We start from the raw sequence: 13056 nt of genomic DNA on the forward strand, positions 1-13056 counted from the left end.
CTATAAATTTACGTTGAAGAGAGCTTAAGTTATGAATGCATTTCAACAAGAACCTGCGACCCCATTCGATCGAGCTGAGCATAAAAATGTCATTCCTCGTCTTGAGCTCATTAATATTTGCAAGAGCTATAACTCACTCAAAGCCAATCATCAAATTCATTTAACGGTTCAGCCCGGTGCCATCCACGCCATTTTGGGAGAAAACGGTGCGGGTAAAAGTACCCTGATGAAGATCATTTATGGGGCAACACGTGCAGATGAAGGCCAAGTCATTTGGAATGGCAAAGAGGTCAATATTGATAGCCCATCAGCCGCAAGAAAGCTAGGTATTGGTATGGTTTATCAACATTTTTCACTATTTGAAACCTTAACCGTTGCTGAAAATATTCTGTTGGGACTCGATGAAAAAGTAGATTTAAAACAATTGCATGAACGTATCGTTGCCATGTCTGAACAATATGGATTACGTGTAGACCCACGTCGTGAAGTCTTTTCTTTGTCAGTGGGTGAGCGTCAACGCGTCGAAATTATTCGCTGTTTATTACAAAATCCATCCTTAATCATTTTAGATGAGCCGACATCGGTACTTACACCTCAGGCGGTCAAGCAATTATTTAAAACCTTGAAATTACTGGCTTCTCAGGGCGTATCTATTTTATATATCAGTCATAAATTACATGAAATTAAAGAACTTTGTGATGAAGCGACGATCTTAAGAAACGGTCTGGTGACAGGACATGTCTATCCAAAAGATCAGTCAACCAGTGACTTAGCGCGTTTAATGATTGGTCGAGATTTGCTAACTTACCAACATGTGGATTTTTCTGGTCAAAAACAACAGCTTTTCTCTGTTGATGATTTGAATTACGAATCTGAAGATCCATTTGGGGTGTCGCTCAAACATATCCAACTGGATTTGTATGGTGGTGAAATTTTAGGAATTGCAGGTATTTCGGGCAATGGCCAAGCGGAACTGCTGTCTTTACTTTCAGGTGAGCAAGTTTCAGTAAAAGGCAGCATTGTTTTTCAAGGTGTCGATATTTCACTGCAAAGTGCAGGACTGCGCCGTGATCAAGGGTTGGGCTTTGTACCTGAAGAGCGTTTGGGACGAGGTGCTGTTCCAAATATGACGCTGTCACAAAACGGTTTATTAACCGCTTTTCGTAAAGAATTAAGCGATTGGGGGCTAATCAATTTTACAAAAATGCGCGCCTTTGCAGAGCAGTGTATTGAAAAGTTTGGCGTCAAAGCCTCAGGTGCTGATGCTGAAGCTCGATCACTTTCGGGCGGGAATTTACAGAAATTCATTGTCGGACGTGAAATTCTACAAAACCCCAAAGTGCTGATTGTATCGCAACCAACATGGGGCGTTGATGTAGGCGCAGCAATGTTTATTCGACAAACCCTGATCGATCTATCACGCCAAGGGGTCGCGATATTGGTGATCTCTGAAGAATTAGAAGAACTGTTTGAGATTAGCGACAGAATTTGCGTACTTGCCGCAGGGCAACTGTCAAAACCGATGAAAACCACGGATACCAATGCCGAGCAAATCGGTCTATTGATGTCGGGTATTTCCAATACTTCAAACTCTACAGAAATATCTCTGAATCAGGCACATGCCTAGCAATGAAAGGATAAATCCATGCATTTATTAGAACCTAGAGAGCATCCCTCTCAAATGATGAAATGGCTGTCTCCGATTATTGCGCTTTTGGCAATGTTGGTGGTGGGCAGCCTATTGTTTTTAGCTTTGGGTGTTGATCCGCTCAATGCGCTGTATATCTTTTTTATCGAGCCTTTAACCTCGATCTATAGTTTAAGTGAACTTGCGATTAAAGCTTCACCCCTGATTTTAATTGCGTTGGGTTTAGCCATTGGTTTTCGTGCCAAATTATTCAACATCGGGGCCGAAGGTCAGCTGACCATGGGCGCTATTTTTGGTGGCGGAATCGCAATTTTATTTCACGAACAAATGGGGTGGTGGATATTGCCGCTCATTGTGCTGATGGGGGCAATTGGTGGCGCATTGTGGGGGCTTATTCCTGCATTACTCAAAACGCACTTTAATGCTGAAGAAACCCTGACGACGCTCATGATGAATTATGTGGCCTTATTTGTTCTTTTATATCTGGTCAATGGGCCGTGGCGTGATCCTGATGGCATGAATTTTCCTCAATCGGTCATGTTTAGTGAGTCAGCGACATTGCCCTTAATTTGGGAAGGGACTCGAGTCAACGCATCTATTTTCATCACGATCATTGCTGTGGTGATATTTTGGATTTTTATTCGTAAAAGTTTAACTGCTTACAAACTTGAAGTAAGTGGGCAAGCACCATTGGCCGCGAAATATGCAGGATTTTCATCTAAAAAGGCCATTTGGCTCAGCTTAGGTTTATCAGGATTGATGGCGGGGATTGCAGGCATCTGTGAAGTTGCAGGGCCTATTGGACAGTTAAATCCAAACATTTCTCCGGGCTATGGTTATGCAGCCATTATTGTGGCGTATTTAGGTCGTTTAAACCCAATTGGAATCGTTCTTTCAGGTTTATTGATGGCACTGATTTATTTGGGTGGGGAAATGGCACAAATGCAGCTGCAACTTCCGGTTGCGATTACAGGTATCTTCCAAGGCTTATTGTTATTTTTCCTTTTAGCTTCAGATGCCTTGATTGAAAACCGCTATCGTTTTGCACCGAAAAAAAATAAAACGCTGACAGATCGTCAAGCGACTACGGCTTAGATTGAGGAGAAATGTATGAGCATTGAAATTACAGCCATTTTAGCTGGCACGATCGCCGCAGCAACGCCACTCATTTTTGCAGGTCTTGGTGAATTAGTCGCAGAACGGACAGGGGTCATTAACCTCGGTGTAGAAGGCATGATGTTGGTTGGTGCCATTGCTGGCTTTGCCTTCGCTGCACAATATGATGCGAGTGTGGCAAGTGCCTTAATGGTCGGTGGCCTTGCAGGCACAATGATGGCACTGATTTTTGCATTTTTTACCCTCTCCTTAAGTACCAACCAATCCGCTTGCGGGTTAGCACTCACAATTTTCGGTATCGGAATTTCAGCATTTATAGGACAAAACTACGTGAGTATGGCATTGCCCGGCTTGCAGGGTTTAGACATCCCACTTTTAAGTGAAATACCTGTCTTAGGGCCTATTTTATTTCAGCATAACTATGTTGTGTATTTGTCCATGTTGGCTTTTGTGATTATTTGGTGGGTACTCACAAAAACTCGCCTTGGTCTGCTACTAAAAGCAGTGGGCGAGTCACCAGAAAGTGCGCATGCTATGGGCTATAACGTCTTAGCGATTCGCTACTGTGCGGTTCTTTTTGGTGGTGCTATGGCTGGAGTAGGTGGCGCATTTTTATCAACAGTCTATACGCCGATGTGGATTGAGAACATGGTGGCAGGTCGGGGTTGGATTGCGATTGCATTGGTGGTCTTTGCAACATGGAAACCTACCCGTTTAATGCTCGGAGCTTATCTATTTGGTGGCGTTACGATCCTTCAGTTCCATGCCCAAGCATTAGGTTTAAATGTGCCGAATGAATTGCTTTCTGCACTTCCATATGTGGCAACGATTGTGGTTTTAGTGCTGATTTCTCGTAATAAAAAACATCTAAAACTGAATTTACCAGCTTCACTTGGGAAAACCTTCAGCCCTTAATTTTGGCCAATAACACAATGTTCAAAGGAGCAAATGAATGAAATTACTGAGTGCAGGCCATGTATTAACTATGAATTCGTCCTTAGACTATATTCAAGATGGGGCAGTATTAGTCAAAGGCCAAGTGATACAAGCAATTGGCAAGAGAGAAGAGCTTTTAAAGCAGTTCCCAGATGCGATACATGAGCATTTTCCCAATGGATTGTTGATGCCAGGTTTAATCAATACACATTGTCATTCGGGCTTACTTCGCGGCACCGCGGAGGGCTTACCTGTTTGGGACTGGTTACAACAATTTATTGATCCCATGCACCGAGTGTTATTACCCGAAGATGCAAAATTGGCTTCCTATTTATGTTATGCCGAAGCGCTGCTGTCAGGAACGACTACGATTGTCGATATGTGGCGCTATATGGATGGCAGTGCAGAAGCAGTCGAAGACTTAGGGATTCGAGCTGTATTGGTTCCGTATGTCGCAGAACATCCAGACCATAATTATTTTGAAACACTAGATAGTAATGAAGCGCTGATTCAACGATGGCACATGCGAGCAGAAGGGCGTATTCAGGTCTGGGTGGGACTAGAACACTTATTTTATGCAGAAGATCAGGCCTTAGGTCGTATCCAAAAAATGTGTCAGGACTATCAAACTGGATTTCATACCCATAGTAATGAAAGTAAGTTTGATGTCGTTGAAAATCTGAAACGTTACGGCATGCGGCCTGTTCAAACTCTAGAAAAATTAGGGATGCTCGATGTGCCAAAATGCTTGCTGGCACATTGTGTATGGTTAGATGATGACGAAATTCAGCTGCTAAAACATTATCACGTTGGGGTTGCACATAACCCCATTTCAAATATGAAACTAGCATCAGGCGCCGCACCTGTGACTCAATTGCTCAAACAAGGCGTTGCAGTAGGTTTAGGTACAGATGGTGAAAAGGAAAATAACAATTTAGATTTATTCGAGGAAATGAAAACAGCTTCGTTATTAGCTAAGTTTTCAAATCTAGATGCAGCCGCTTTAGATTCATGGTCAGTTTGTCAAATGGCAACTCGAGATGGTGCTCGTGCATTAGGACTTGAACAGCAAATAGGCTCAATCGAATTCGGCAAGCAGGCAGATTTAATCGTGGTAAATACCGCTACACCACGCATGACACCTTTAATAAACCAAGGTGGTTTGTTTAATTTACATACAAACTTGGTACACGCGGTTCAGGGGCAAGATGTCGTGATGACGATGGTTGCAGGAAAAGTTTTGGTCAAAAATGGTCAACTGCTTAATGCAGACTTACAACAATTTATTGACCAAATTAATTTTGCCGCACCTGCGTTATTTAAACGTCGTTCTGACTGGCTCAGTTTACGCGGCACAGCTGTCAATGAGTTGCAAAGGACTTAAAACTTTCAGCAGATAAAAATAAAGCCCAAATCAATTTGGGCTTTATTTTAAAAAACGATTTTAATGAAAACTGTGAACAGCATGCAGGGTTTAAGCACTGATAAAAGAGATGAGTGCTTGGTTAAATGCATCTGGCTGTTCAATGTTTGAAATATGCGATGCATTAATTTCAAATAATTGGCTATTTGCAATGTGTTCTTGCATAAATTGACCATCTGCAACTGTAGTTACAAGGTCTTGTTGACCTGCAATAATTAATACAGGTACGTGAATAGACGAGATTTCATTGCGTAAATCCGCTTTAGCCAAAGCTTCACAACAACTTGCATAACCTTCTGGGCTGCCAGCTCCGAGGTCGTTACTCAAAGATTGTACAGTTGCCGTGTTACTTTGGATAAAGGGTTCTGTAAACCATCGTGATGCTGCCGTTACTGCAATTGGTTTCAAACCTTGTTGACGGACTAACTGCGCACGTTCATTCCAAGCTGATTCTTGCCCAATTTTTGCAGCGGTATTGCATATAATGACATGGTTAAAGCGTTTAGGATGATGTATTGCAAGCCATTGGCCTGTTAAACCACCCATCGATATTCCACAAAATGTGGCCTGTTGAATATTTAAATGATCCAATAAATGGATGACATCTGTACCCAATTGATCAAGGCTATAAGGCCCTTGAGGGGCAGAAGATGCACCATGACCACGTGTATCATAACAAATGACAAAATAATCCTGCTGCAGCGCCTCTATCTGAGGCTTCCACATGCTGAACTTTGTGCCTAAAGAATTAGAAAAGACAATCGCAGGTTGTGTGTGGTCACCAAAAGTTGCGTAATTAATCGTTGCATCATTGGATATGAATGTAGGCATATTTTGAATCCTTAATTTTATAAATCCCCTAAATCCCCCTATAAGAAGGAGGACTTTTATTGAGGATTAAACACGTTCAATAATCAAAGCGATGCCTTGACCGACACCAATGCACATCGAACAGAGGGCATATTGACCTGAAATTGCCTCAAGTTGATTTAACGCAGTCATCACTAAACGGGCTCCAGATGCACCTAAAGGATGCCCCAAAGCAATAGCGCCACCGTTTGGATTGACATGTTTAGCACCATCTTCCAAACCTAGTTCACGGGTAACCGCTAAGGCTTGAGCCGCAAAAGCTTCATTCAGCTCGATCACATCCATTTGTTCAAGGCTTAGACCTGTTTGAGCTAACAGCTTTTTGATGGCAGGCGCAGGACCAAAACCCATGATTTTGGGTTCAACACCCACCACCGTTGCTGCAATAATTTTGGCTCGTGGCTTTAACTTAAATCTGTTAACAGCATCATCTGAAGCAATCAGTAGTGCAGCCGCACCATCATTGATCCCTGAAGCATTGCCCGCTGTTACCGTCCCATCTGCTTTCACCACAGGTTTGAGTTTTGCCAAACCTTCTGCTGTCGTCGATGCACGTGGATGCTCATCTGTATCAACTATCAGTGGGTCGCCTTTACGCTGTGGAATGACGACAGGGATGATTTCTTTCTCAAAAAAACCATTGGTCTGTGCAGCGGCTGTACGGCGCTGACTTTCTAAGGCAAAAGCATCTTGATCAGCACGGTTAATGTTGAATTGTTCTGCCACATTTTCAGCAGTTTGAGGCATGGTTTCTACGCCATACATTTGCTTAAGGATTGGATTGATAAAACGCCAACCCATAGTGGTGTCTTCAATCTTTTGGCTGCGTCCATAAGCACTTTCCGATTTACCCATAACAAAGGGCGCACGGGACATACTCTCAACACCGCCGGCAATAATTAAGTCTGCTTCATTTGCTTTAATTGCACGGGCTGCCATCGCAATTGCATCAAGTGATGAACCACAAAGTCGGTTTACAGTTGTAGCAGGAACTTGAAAAGGGACACCTGCAAGTAGCGACGACATTCGTGCAATATTACGGTTATCTTCACCGGCTTGGTTCGCGCAGCCATAAATCACGTCATCAACTGACTCCCAAGCAATACTTGGATTTCGCTGCATCAGTGCCTTGATAGGTAAGGCACCGAGGTCGTCGGTACGCACTGCTGCCAAACCGCCCGCATAGCGACCGAAAGGGGTGCGGATTGCATCAATAATATAGGCATTTTTCATTTTATAAATCCTAAAAACTCAGCTCCTCCCTTTTTAAAGGGAGGTTGGGAGGGATTTACAGGAAGTTAATTTTTGAATATTAATCCTCCCTAAATCCCTCCTTTAATCAAGGAGGGACTTTTTGCTTTATGCTGTCGTATCTATCAGCTTTGCACCGGTCATTGACTGTAATTCGTCAAAGCTCAGACCCTCAACTTTTTCAATCACTTTCATGCCTTCAACTGTTACATCAATGACGCACAAATCTGTGTAAATACGATCGACACATTGCAGGCCTGTCGCAGGGTATGACAATTCAGCAACAATTTTCGGTTCACCTTTTTTGGTCACATGGTCTGTAGTAATAAAGACTTTTTTCGCCCCAACAGCCAAATCCATTGCACCACCTACAGCAGGAATTGCATCTGGCGCACCAGTATGCCAATTTGCTAAGTCACCATTTCGGGCAACCTGAAAAGCGCCTAATACTGCAATATCTAAATGCCCGCCACGCATCATGGCAAAAGAGTCACCATGGTGAAAAAAGCAGCCGCCCGTTTGCATAGTGACAAACTCTTTTCCTGCATTAATTAACTCAGGGTCTTCTTCGCCTTTAGCTGGAGGAGGACCAAAAGCCAAAAGTCCATTTTCTGAATGTAGAAAAACATCTTTATCTGTTGGTAAATAATTTGAAATTTTAGTGGGCAAGCCAATGCCTAAATTGACATAAGCACCATCTGGAATATCTTGTGCAACACGTTCTGCAATTTGATCACGGGTTAATTTGGTATAGCTCATGGTTCTTTCCTCACGTGATTTATGCAGATTGCTCAAGCTGTGCAGGTTGAACAGCCACAACATGTTGTACAAAAATGCCAGGGGTAATAATGTGCTCTGGGTCTAATGCACCAAGTTCAACAACTTCAGAAACCTGAGCAATTGTCACATCTGCTGCCATAGCCATAATGGGGCCAAAGTTACGCGCTGATTTGTTGTAAACCAAGTTGCCCCAGCGGTCGCCCTGATGTGCTTTGATTAAAGCAAAATCAGCTTTAATTGGATTTTCGAGGACGAAATCTTTGCCTTCATAATTGAGTGTAGGTTTGCCTTCTGCCAACAACGTACCAAAACCTGTTGGTGTATAAATTGGACCTAAACCCATGCCTGCCGCTTGAATACGGCAAGCCAAATTACCTTGTGGTACAAGCTCAAGTTCTATTTTTCCTGCACGGTATAGCTCATCGAACACCCAAGAGTCCGATTGGCGAGGGAAAGAACAGATCATCTTACGGACAGCACCAGCTTTGAGTAATTTAGCAAGTCCATAGTCACCATTACCTGCATTGTTGTTGACGATGATGAGATCTTTGATGCCAAGTTCAATCAGTCCATCAATCAGTTCAGCAGGCTGACCAGCCGTACCGAAGCCGCCAATCATAATGGTAGATCCATCCTTAATTTGAGAAAGTGCTTCTGTTAAGGAAGCGGTACTTTTATCAATCATGCTACGATCCTTCATCAAGAACGATAAAACTATTTACCTGACTAACCACTTCAGTCATGTATGGCAGATAATCTTTTATTTCAAATGTTTACAAACTTAAAAATGCAGATCAATGGACTCCAATCATGTGCTACACAATTGGAATCCAAACGCATCAGCTATCATCACTACGAACAGAAGAGGGATGACGATTTAAAGCCATAACTTCAATATTCATATACGGGTAAAGGGGCAACCCTTGTAAAATGTTGTGTAGCTCTTCATTGCTTTCAACATCAAAAATACTGATATTTGAATATTGACCAGTGATGCGCCAGATATGACGCCATTTGCCTTGACGTTGTAGATCTTGTGAATAAGCTTTTTCTACAGCTTTAATTTCATTGGCTTTTTCGACTGGCATATCTAATGGAATATTGACATCCATGCGTACTTGGAAAAGCATTTCTCACTCCTAGCTAAATATTATTTACGACGTAAGTCATCAATTTTGTTTTCATCAATTTCAATCCCTAAACCTGCCGTGGTTGGAATCTTGAGTTCGAAATCTTGATATTGAAGTGGGGTTTTTAAAATTTCTTCAGTTAACAGCAATGGACCAAAAAGCTCAGTGCCATAAGCTAAATTGTCAAATGTAGAAAATGCATGTGCCGATGCAATAGTGCCTACAGGACCTTCAAGCATGGTTCCACCGTATAAATCGATACCCGCAAGTTTGGCGATTTTTGAAACCTCACAGCCTTCGATTAAACCGCCAGACTGTGCAACTTTGACTGCAAAAACAGAGGCAGAATTGTGCCGAGCAAGTTGATATGCCGTTTGAGGCCCCATCAGTGATTCATCTGCCATAATCCCAATATCAAAACGACGAGTTAAACGGCGCATCGCGTCAATGTTATCGATTGCGCAAGGCTGCTCAATCAGGTCAACACCACCATCTTGTAACAACTGAATGCCTTTAATGGCATCTAATTCAGACCATGCACGGTTAACATCCACACGTATAGAAATGTCTGAACCTAACGCTTTTTTAATAGCTAAAACATGCTCAACATCAGCTTCAACGGGGCGTGAACCTATTTTGAGTTTGAAAATATTGTGTCGTTTTGCCGCAATCATCTTTTGTGCTTCGGCAATGTCTTTTTCCGTATTGCCAGATGCAAGTACCCAAAGAACAGGCAAGCTGTCACGTAAACGGCCGCCCAATACTTCACTTAAGGGCAGATTTAAACGCTGCGCCAAAATATCGAGTAGCGCCGTTTGAATGGCACATTTAGCAAAGCGATTGCCGTTAATACTACGTTTAATAGCTTGCATGGTTTGAGCAACATTCAAACCAGTGAGAGTTTTCAGTAAAGGACTAAAATAAGTTTCAATATTGGTACGAATGCTTTCAGGGCTTTCTTCACCATAGCCTAGACCACCAATCGTCGTCGCTTCACCCCAACCGATATAACCATCTTCGGTGGTGATTTTAATCAAAACAAGGGTTTGCGTTTGCATGGTTGCAACAGCCATCTTGTGCGGACGGATTGTTGGGATTTCCACGAGCAGGGTTTCAATCGACTTATACATCTTGCGTATTTCTTATCTATCCAACTATTTATATACCCTAATTTAATGTAATATCTTTAACTAGAGCGATTTTGGTATTTTTAGATACTTAAAAGGTATATAAATGGAATTAAGGCACTTACGTTACTTTGTCACCGTGGTTGAAGAGCAAAGTATTACCAAGGCAGCAGAAAAATTATGTATTGCTCAGCCGCCTTTGAGCCGCCAAATTCAAAAGCTTGAAGAAGAACTGGGCATTACCTTGTTTGAGCGTGGTTCTAGACCCGTGAAAACCACAGAAGCTGGTATGTTCTTTTATGAGCATGCTGTACAGATATTGACGCATACCGCCCAGGCCAAAACCATGGCACAGCGAATTAATGCCGTCGATAAAACTGTCCGCATTGGTTATGTCAGTTCGCTTTTATACGCATTATTGCCGCAAATTATTTATCTATTTCGACAACGCAACCCAGATATTCATGTTGAACTCATAGAATGTGGTACACGCGACCAGATTGAAGCCTTAAAAACCGGTCGAATTGATATTGGTTTTGGACGACTTCGCTTAACTGATCCGTCCATTAAACGTGTTTTATTAAGAAAAGAAGCGTTACGTTTAGCTATTCATAAAAATCATCATTTGGCTGAATTTAAAGACAAAGGCATTTATCTTTCTCAAATTTTAGATGAACCAATTTTTGCCTATCCAACGACACCTAAACCGAATTTTTCCACTCTCATCCAATCCATTTTTACCGAACTAGGACTTGTACCTAAACATTTAACCGAAGTGCGTGAAATTCATATGGCTTTGGGTTTGGTGGCTTCGGGAGAGGGCATTTCCCTGATTCCTGAAAGTGCCAGTGATATTGGCATGAAAAATTTGATGTACATCCCAATCTTAGATTTGGAAGCCTATAGTCCAATCTCTTTGTCAGTACGAAATATGGATCATAGTAATTACATTCCAAAGATACTGGATTGCATTCGTGAAGTTTTTGTTGAAGAAAATATCGACTTACACGCCATCGATGCAGATGCATAACTAATCAAGGTTTCATGGTCGATGTAACACAAGATCCACTATTCAGATGATAGGGTCTTATGGAATATCAATCACTTCAGCCCAAAGCATCCTGATAAATACAAGATTGTGCTATTTCAAAAACCTTTTCATCTTCAATATTTAATTGATCGTATTGCTGCATTTTTTGAATCATCCATTCAAAGTCTGAAGTTTGTGGCGCTTGGGTCTTGCCAAAATTTTGAATGATGCTTTTGATCCGATGAAAAGCCTCGACGTGAATCTGCTCAGAACAATCAAAACGGATGATGTGATATTGCTTTAACAAAGAAAATATTTCTGAGAAATGTGTTTGTTGAAGTAGATCGTTTTGTGCTTTTTGGATGGCAAGATTGATCGCCTTTAAGGTATTGGGATGTTTTTCTGCCCAATCATGAGTAAAAGCCAAAACCTTATCTGGTATAGGCTTAATAATATCTTGGCTATTGACGATGATACGACTATAGCCTTGTATTTCAGCTTGCGTATTCCACGGCTCTCCGACACAGAATCCATCAATTCGTTGCGTTGATATTGCTTCCACCATATAAGGCGGTGGTAGAGTTGAAAAGGTCTGCGTTTGAGCGAGTTCTGTGTCGGCAAGTGCCAACCATTCTCTTAAAATATAATGATGAATCGAATGCTGAAAAACATGCGCCAACTGAATCGTTTGATTCTGCTTTATCGCAGATACGATTTTCTCTGCTGAATTTTTTGGTAGATCTAATGCATGGATCTTTAATTCATAGTAGAGCTTTTGACTCAGACTAATATAAGCGCAATTGGTACTGAGCGTTAGTGAGGTTTGTAAGGGGATGCCGAGATGGTCTTTGCCCGTCACAGACGCAGGCAGCATGGCCGATAAACAGTGTGCTGCATCTAAAAAACCAAAAGCTAGACGGTCACGTAAACTTGCCCAAGACGGTTCTTGAGTTAGTGTGACATTCAAGCCTTGTTCAGCAAAATACCCTTGATGTTCTGCCCAGAGCAAAGCAACACAGTCAAGTAAAGGAATATAGCCCAATTGAATATCAGTTTTTTCAAGCTTTTGCATGGTTTATTCCTTAAATTGAGACTGTAACAGCGCTTGCGCATCAAGCAGTCGGCGCGCCATTTCACCCATTGTCATACGGTGACTCATGGCATTTTTTCTCAGCAAATTAAATGCTTGATCTTCGGTTAATCCATGCATTTGTATTAAAAGCACTTTGGCTTTTTCAATATCTTTTCGATCTGCCAATTTGCACTTGGTTTCAGCCAAATCATTCAGCAGTTTTTTATGCTTTTTATATTGTTCAATCGAAATTTCTAAAATGCTATTCAAACGTGCAGGGTCAATACCATCGACAATATATGCCGTGACACCCGCATCAATCGCGCTTCGGATGATTTCAAGACTCGAATTTTTAGTGAACAGAACAGTCGGTAAGTCAAATTGGCTGACACAGCTTTCAATGACATCGCGATGTGGATGATCCATATCCAATAAAATCACATCTGCCTGAATATTTTGCAGATATGACATATTTAAATGATCAATCATGAAACTGGCGACCACATCAAAGTCATGTTGAATTAATGAGGCTTGAATAAATTCAGCGCGTTCTTGATCATCATCAATTAGGGCTATTTTTAGTTTTGGCATGCAAACGCTCAGACAGAGCCAAACAAATACGTATTGAGTTTTCTAAGCAATTTAAATGCCAAATTTTAAGACAATACAAAAT

13 protein-coding genes are annotated in these 13056 nt (G+C 41.8%); 5 read left to right on the plus strand and 8 right to left on the minus strand.

The features are described from left to right. Window positions 1–31: 31 nt before the first annotated feature. Genes FTU06_RS01905 through FTU06_RS01920 form a run of 4 tightly spaced genes read left to right on the plus strand, consistent with a single transcriptional unit; the run spans window position 32 to window position 5084 of the window. On the plus strand, window positions 32–1627 hold the full coding sequence (locus FTU06_RS01905) for an ABC transporter ATP-binding protein (RefSeq protein ID WP_180144581.1): 1596 nt from the start codon (window positions 32–34) through the stop codon (window positions 1625–1627). Window positions 1628–1645: 18 nt separating this feature from the next. Beyond that, the gene (locus FTU06_RS01910; protein WP_180144586.1) at window positions 1646–2743 is read left to right on the plus strand and encodes an ABC transporter permease; all 1098 of its coding nucleotides are present in this window, start codon (window positions 1646–1648) and stop codon (window positions 2741–2743) included. Window positions 2744–2758: 15 nt separating this feature from the next. After that, window positions 2759–3679 carry an ABC transporter permease gene (locus FTU06_RS01915; RefSeq protein WP_180144589.1) on the plus strand — a complete coding sequence of 307 codons (921 nt, stop codon included), beginning with the start codon at window positions 2759–2761 and terminating at the stop codon, window positions 3677–3679. A gap of 37 nt (window positions 3680–3716) precedes the next feature. Further along, a complete protein-coding gene (locus FTU06_RS01920) occupies window positions 3717–5084 on the plus strand; it encodes an amidohydrolase family protein (protein ID WP_180144592.1) in 1368 nt (455 codons plus the stop codon). 90 nt (window positions 5085–5174) lie between these two features. Here the strand turns inward: FTU06_RS01920 and pcaD are convergent, their stop codons facing one another. The 6 genes from pcaD to FTU06_RS01950 all read right to left on the minus strand — a co-directional run bounded on the left by pcaD (window position 5175) and on the right by FTU06_RS01950 (window position 10284). Next, entirely contained in the window at window positions 5175–5954 is a 780-nt protein-coding gene (gene pcaD / locus FTU06_RS01925; RefSeq protein ID WP_180144595.1) for a 3-oxoadipate enol-lactonase, read from the minus strand. Between the two features lie 66 nt (window positions 5955–6020). After that, window positions 6021–7226 carry a 3-oxoadipyl-CoA thiolase gene (gene pcaF, locus FTU06_RS01930; protein WP_180144598.1) on the minus strand — a complete coding sequence of 402 codons (1206 nt, stop codon included), beginning with the start codon at window positions 7224–7226 and terminating at the stop codon, window positions 6021–6023. Between the two features lie 126 nt (window positions 7227–7352). After that, window positions 7353–8003, minus strand: a complete 651-nt coding sequence (locus tag FTU06_RS01935) for a 3-oxoacid CoA-transferase subunit B (protein WP_180026995.1) — start codon at window positions 8001–8003, stop codon at window positions 7353–7355. A 19-nt stretch (window positions 8004–8022) separates the two neighbouring features. Beyond that, entirely contained in the window at window positions 8023–8709 is a 687-nt protein-coding gene (locus FTU06_RS01940; protein ID WP_078193765.1) for a 3-oxoacid CoA-transferase subunit A, read from the minus strand. A gap of 154 nt (window positions 8710–8863) precedes the next feature. Beyond that, complete coding sequence (gene catC, locus FTU06_RS01945; protein WP_078190886.1) at window positions 8864–9154, minus strand: muconolactone Delta-isomerase; 291 nt, start codon at window positions 9152–9154, stop codon at window positions 8864–8866. A 20-nt stretch (window positions 9155–9174) separates the two neighbouring features. Continuing rightward, on the minus strand, window positions 9175–10284 hold the full coding sequence (locus FTU06_RS01950; protein ID WP_180026996.1) for a muconate/chloromuconate family cycloisomerase: 1110 nt from the start codon (window positions 10282–10284) through the stop codon (window positions 9175–9177). A gap of 103 nt (window positions 10285–10387) precedes the next feature. On the opposite strand from FTU06_RS01950, the gene catM reads away from it, so the two are divergent. After that, window positions 10388–11311, plus strand: a complete 924-nt coding sequence (gene catM / locus FTU06_RS01955; protein WP_180144601.1) for a cis,cis-muconate-binding transcription regulator CatM — start codon at window positions 10388–10390, stop codon at window positions 11309–11311. A 76-nt stretch (window positions 11312–11387) separates the two neighbouring features. On the opposite strand, the gene FTU06_RS01960 is transcribed toward catM, so the two are convergent. Together FTU06_RS01960 and FTU06_RS01965 are read right to left on the minus strand one after the other, a co-directional pair. Then, window positions 11388–12383 (minus strand): ABC transporter substrate-binding protein, encoded by a 996-nt coding sequence (locus tag FTU06_RS01960; RefSeq protein WP_180144605.1) that lies wholly within the window; start codon window positions 12381–12383, stop codon window positions 11388–11390. A gap of 3 nt (window positions 12384–12386) precedes the next feature. After that, window positions 12387–12974 (minus strand): ANTAR domain-containing response regulator, encoded by a 588-nt coding sequence (locus tag FTU06_RS01965; RefSeq protein ID WP_078190882.1) that lies wholly within the window; start codon window positions 12972–12974, stop codon window positions 12387–12389. Window positions 12975–13056 lie beyond the last annotated feature (82 nt).

Source organism: Acinetobacter sp. YH12052 (assembly GCF_013419835.1).
Classification (GTDB): domain Bacteria; phylum Pseudomonadota; class Gammaproteobacteria; order Pseudomonadales; family Moraxellaceae; genus Acinetobacter; species Acinetobacter amyesii.

What these genes read in the sequence shown, in the direction of transcription:
- FTU06_RS01905 (WP_180144581.1), top strand. Translation starts at nt 32, where the DNA reads ATGAATGCATTTCAACAAGAACCTGCGACCCCATTCGATCGAGCTGAG.
- FTU06_RS01910 (WP_180144586.1), top strand. Translation starts at nt 1,646, where the DNA reads ATGCATTTATTAGAACCTAGAGAGCATCCCTCTCAAATGATGAAATGG.
- FTU06_RS01915 (WP_180144589.1), top strand. Translation starts at nt 2,759, where the DNA reads ATGAGCATTGAAATTACAGCCATTTTAGCTGGCACGATCGCCGCAGCA.
- FTU06_RS01920 (WP_180144592.1), top strand. Translation starts at nt 3,717, where the DNA reads ATGAAATTACTGAGTGCAGGCCATGTATTAACTATGAATTCGTCCTTA.
- pcaD (WP_180144595.1), bottom strand. Translation starts at nt 5,954, where the DNA reads ATGCCTACATTCATATCCAATGATGCAACGATTAATTACGCAACTTTT.
- pcaF (WP_180144598.1), bottom strand. Translation starts at nt 7,226, where the DNA reads ATGAAAAATGCCTATATTATTGATGCAATCCGCACCCCTTTCGGTCGC.
- FTU06_RS01935 (WP_180026995.1), bottom strand. Translation starts at nt 8,003, where the DNA reads ATGAGCTATACCAAATTAACCCGTGATCAAATTGCAGAACGTGTTGCA.
- FTU06_RS01940 (WP_078193765.1), bottom strand. Translation starts at nt 8,709, where the DNA reads ATGATTGATAAAAGTACCGCTTCCTTAACAGAAGCACTTTCTCAAATT.
- catC (WP_078190886.1), bottom strand. Translation starts at nt 9,154, where the DNA reads ATGCTTTTCCAAGTACGCATGGATGTCAATATTCCATTAGATATGCCA.
- FTU06_RS01950 (WP_180026996.1), bottom strand. Translation starts at nt 10,284, where the DNA reads ATGTATAAGTCGATTGAAACCCTGCTCGTGGAAATCCCAACAATCCGT.
- catM (WP_180144601.1), top strand. Translation starts at nt 10,388, where the DNA reads ATGGAATTAAGGCACTTACGTTACTTTGTCACCGTGGTTGAAGAGCAA.
- FTU06_RS01960 (WP_180144605.1), bottom strand. Translation starts at nt 12,383, where the DNA reads ATGCAAAAGCTTGAAAAAACTGATATTCAATTGGGCTATATTCCTTTA.
- FTU06_RS01965 (WP_078190882.1), bottom strand. Translation starts at nt 12,974, where the DNA reads ATGCCAAAACTAAAAATAGCCCTAATTGATGATGATCAAGAACGCGCT.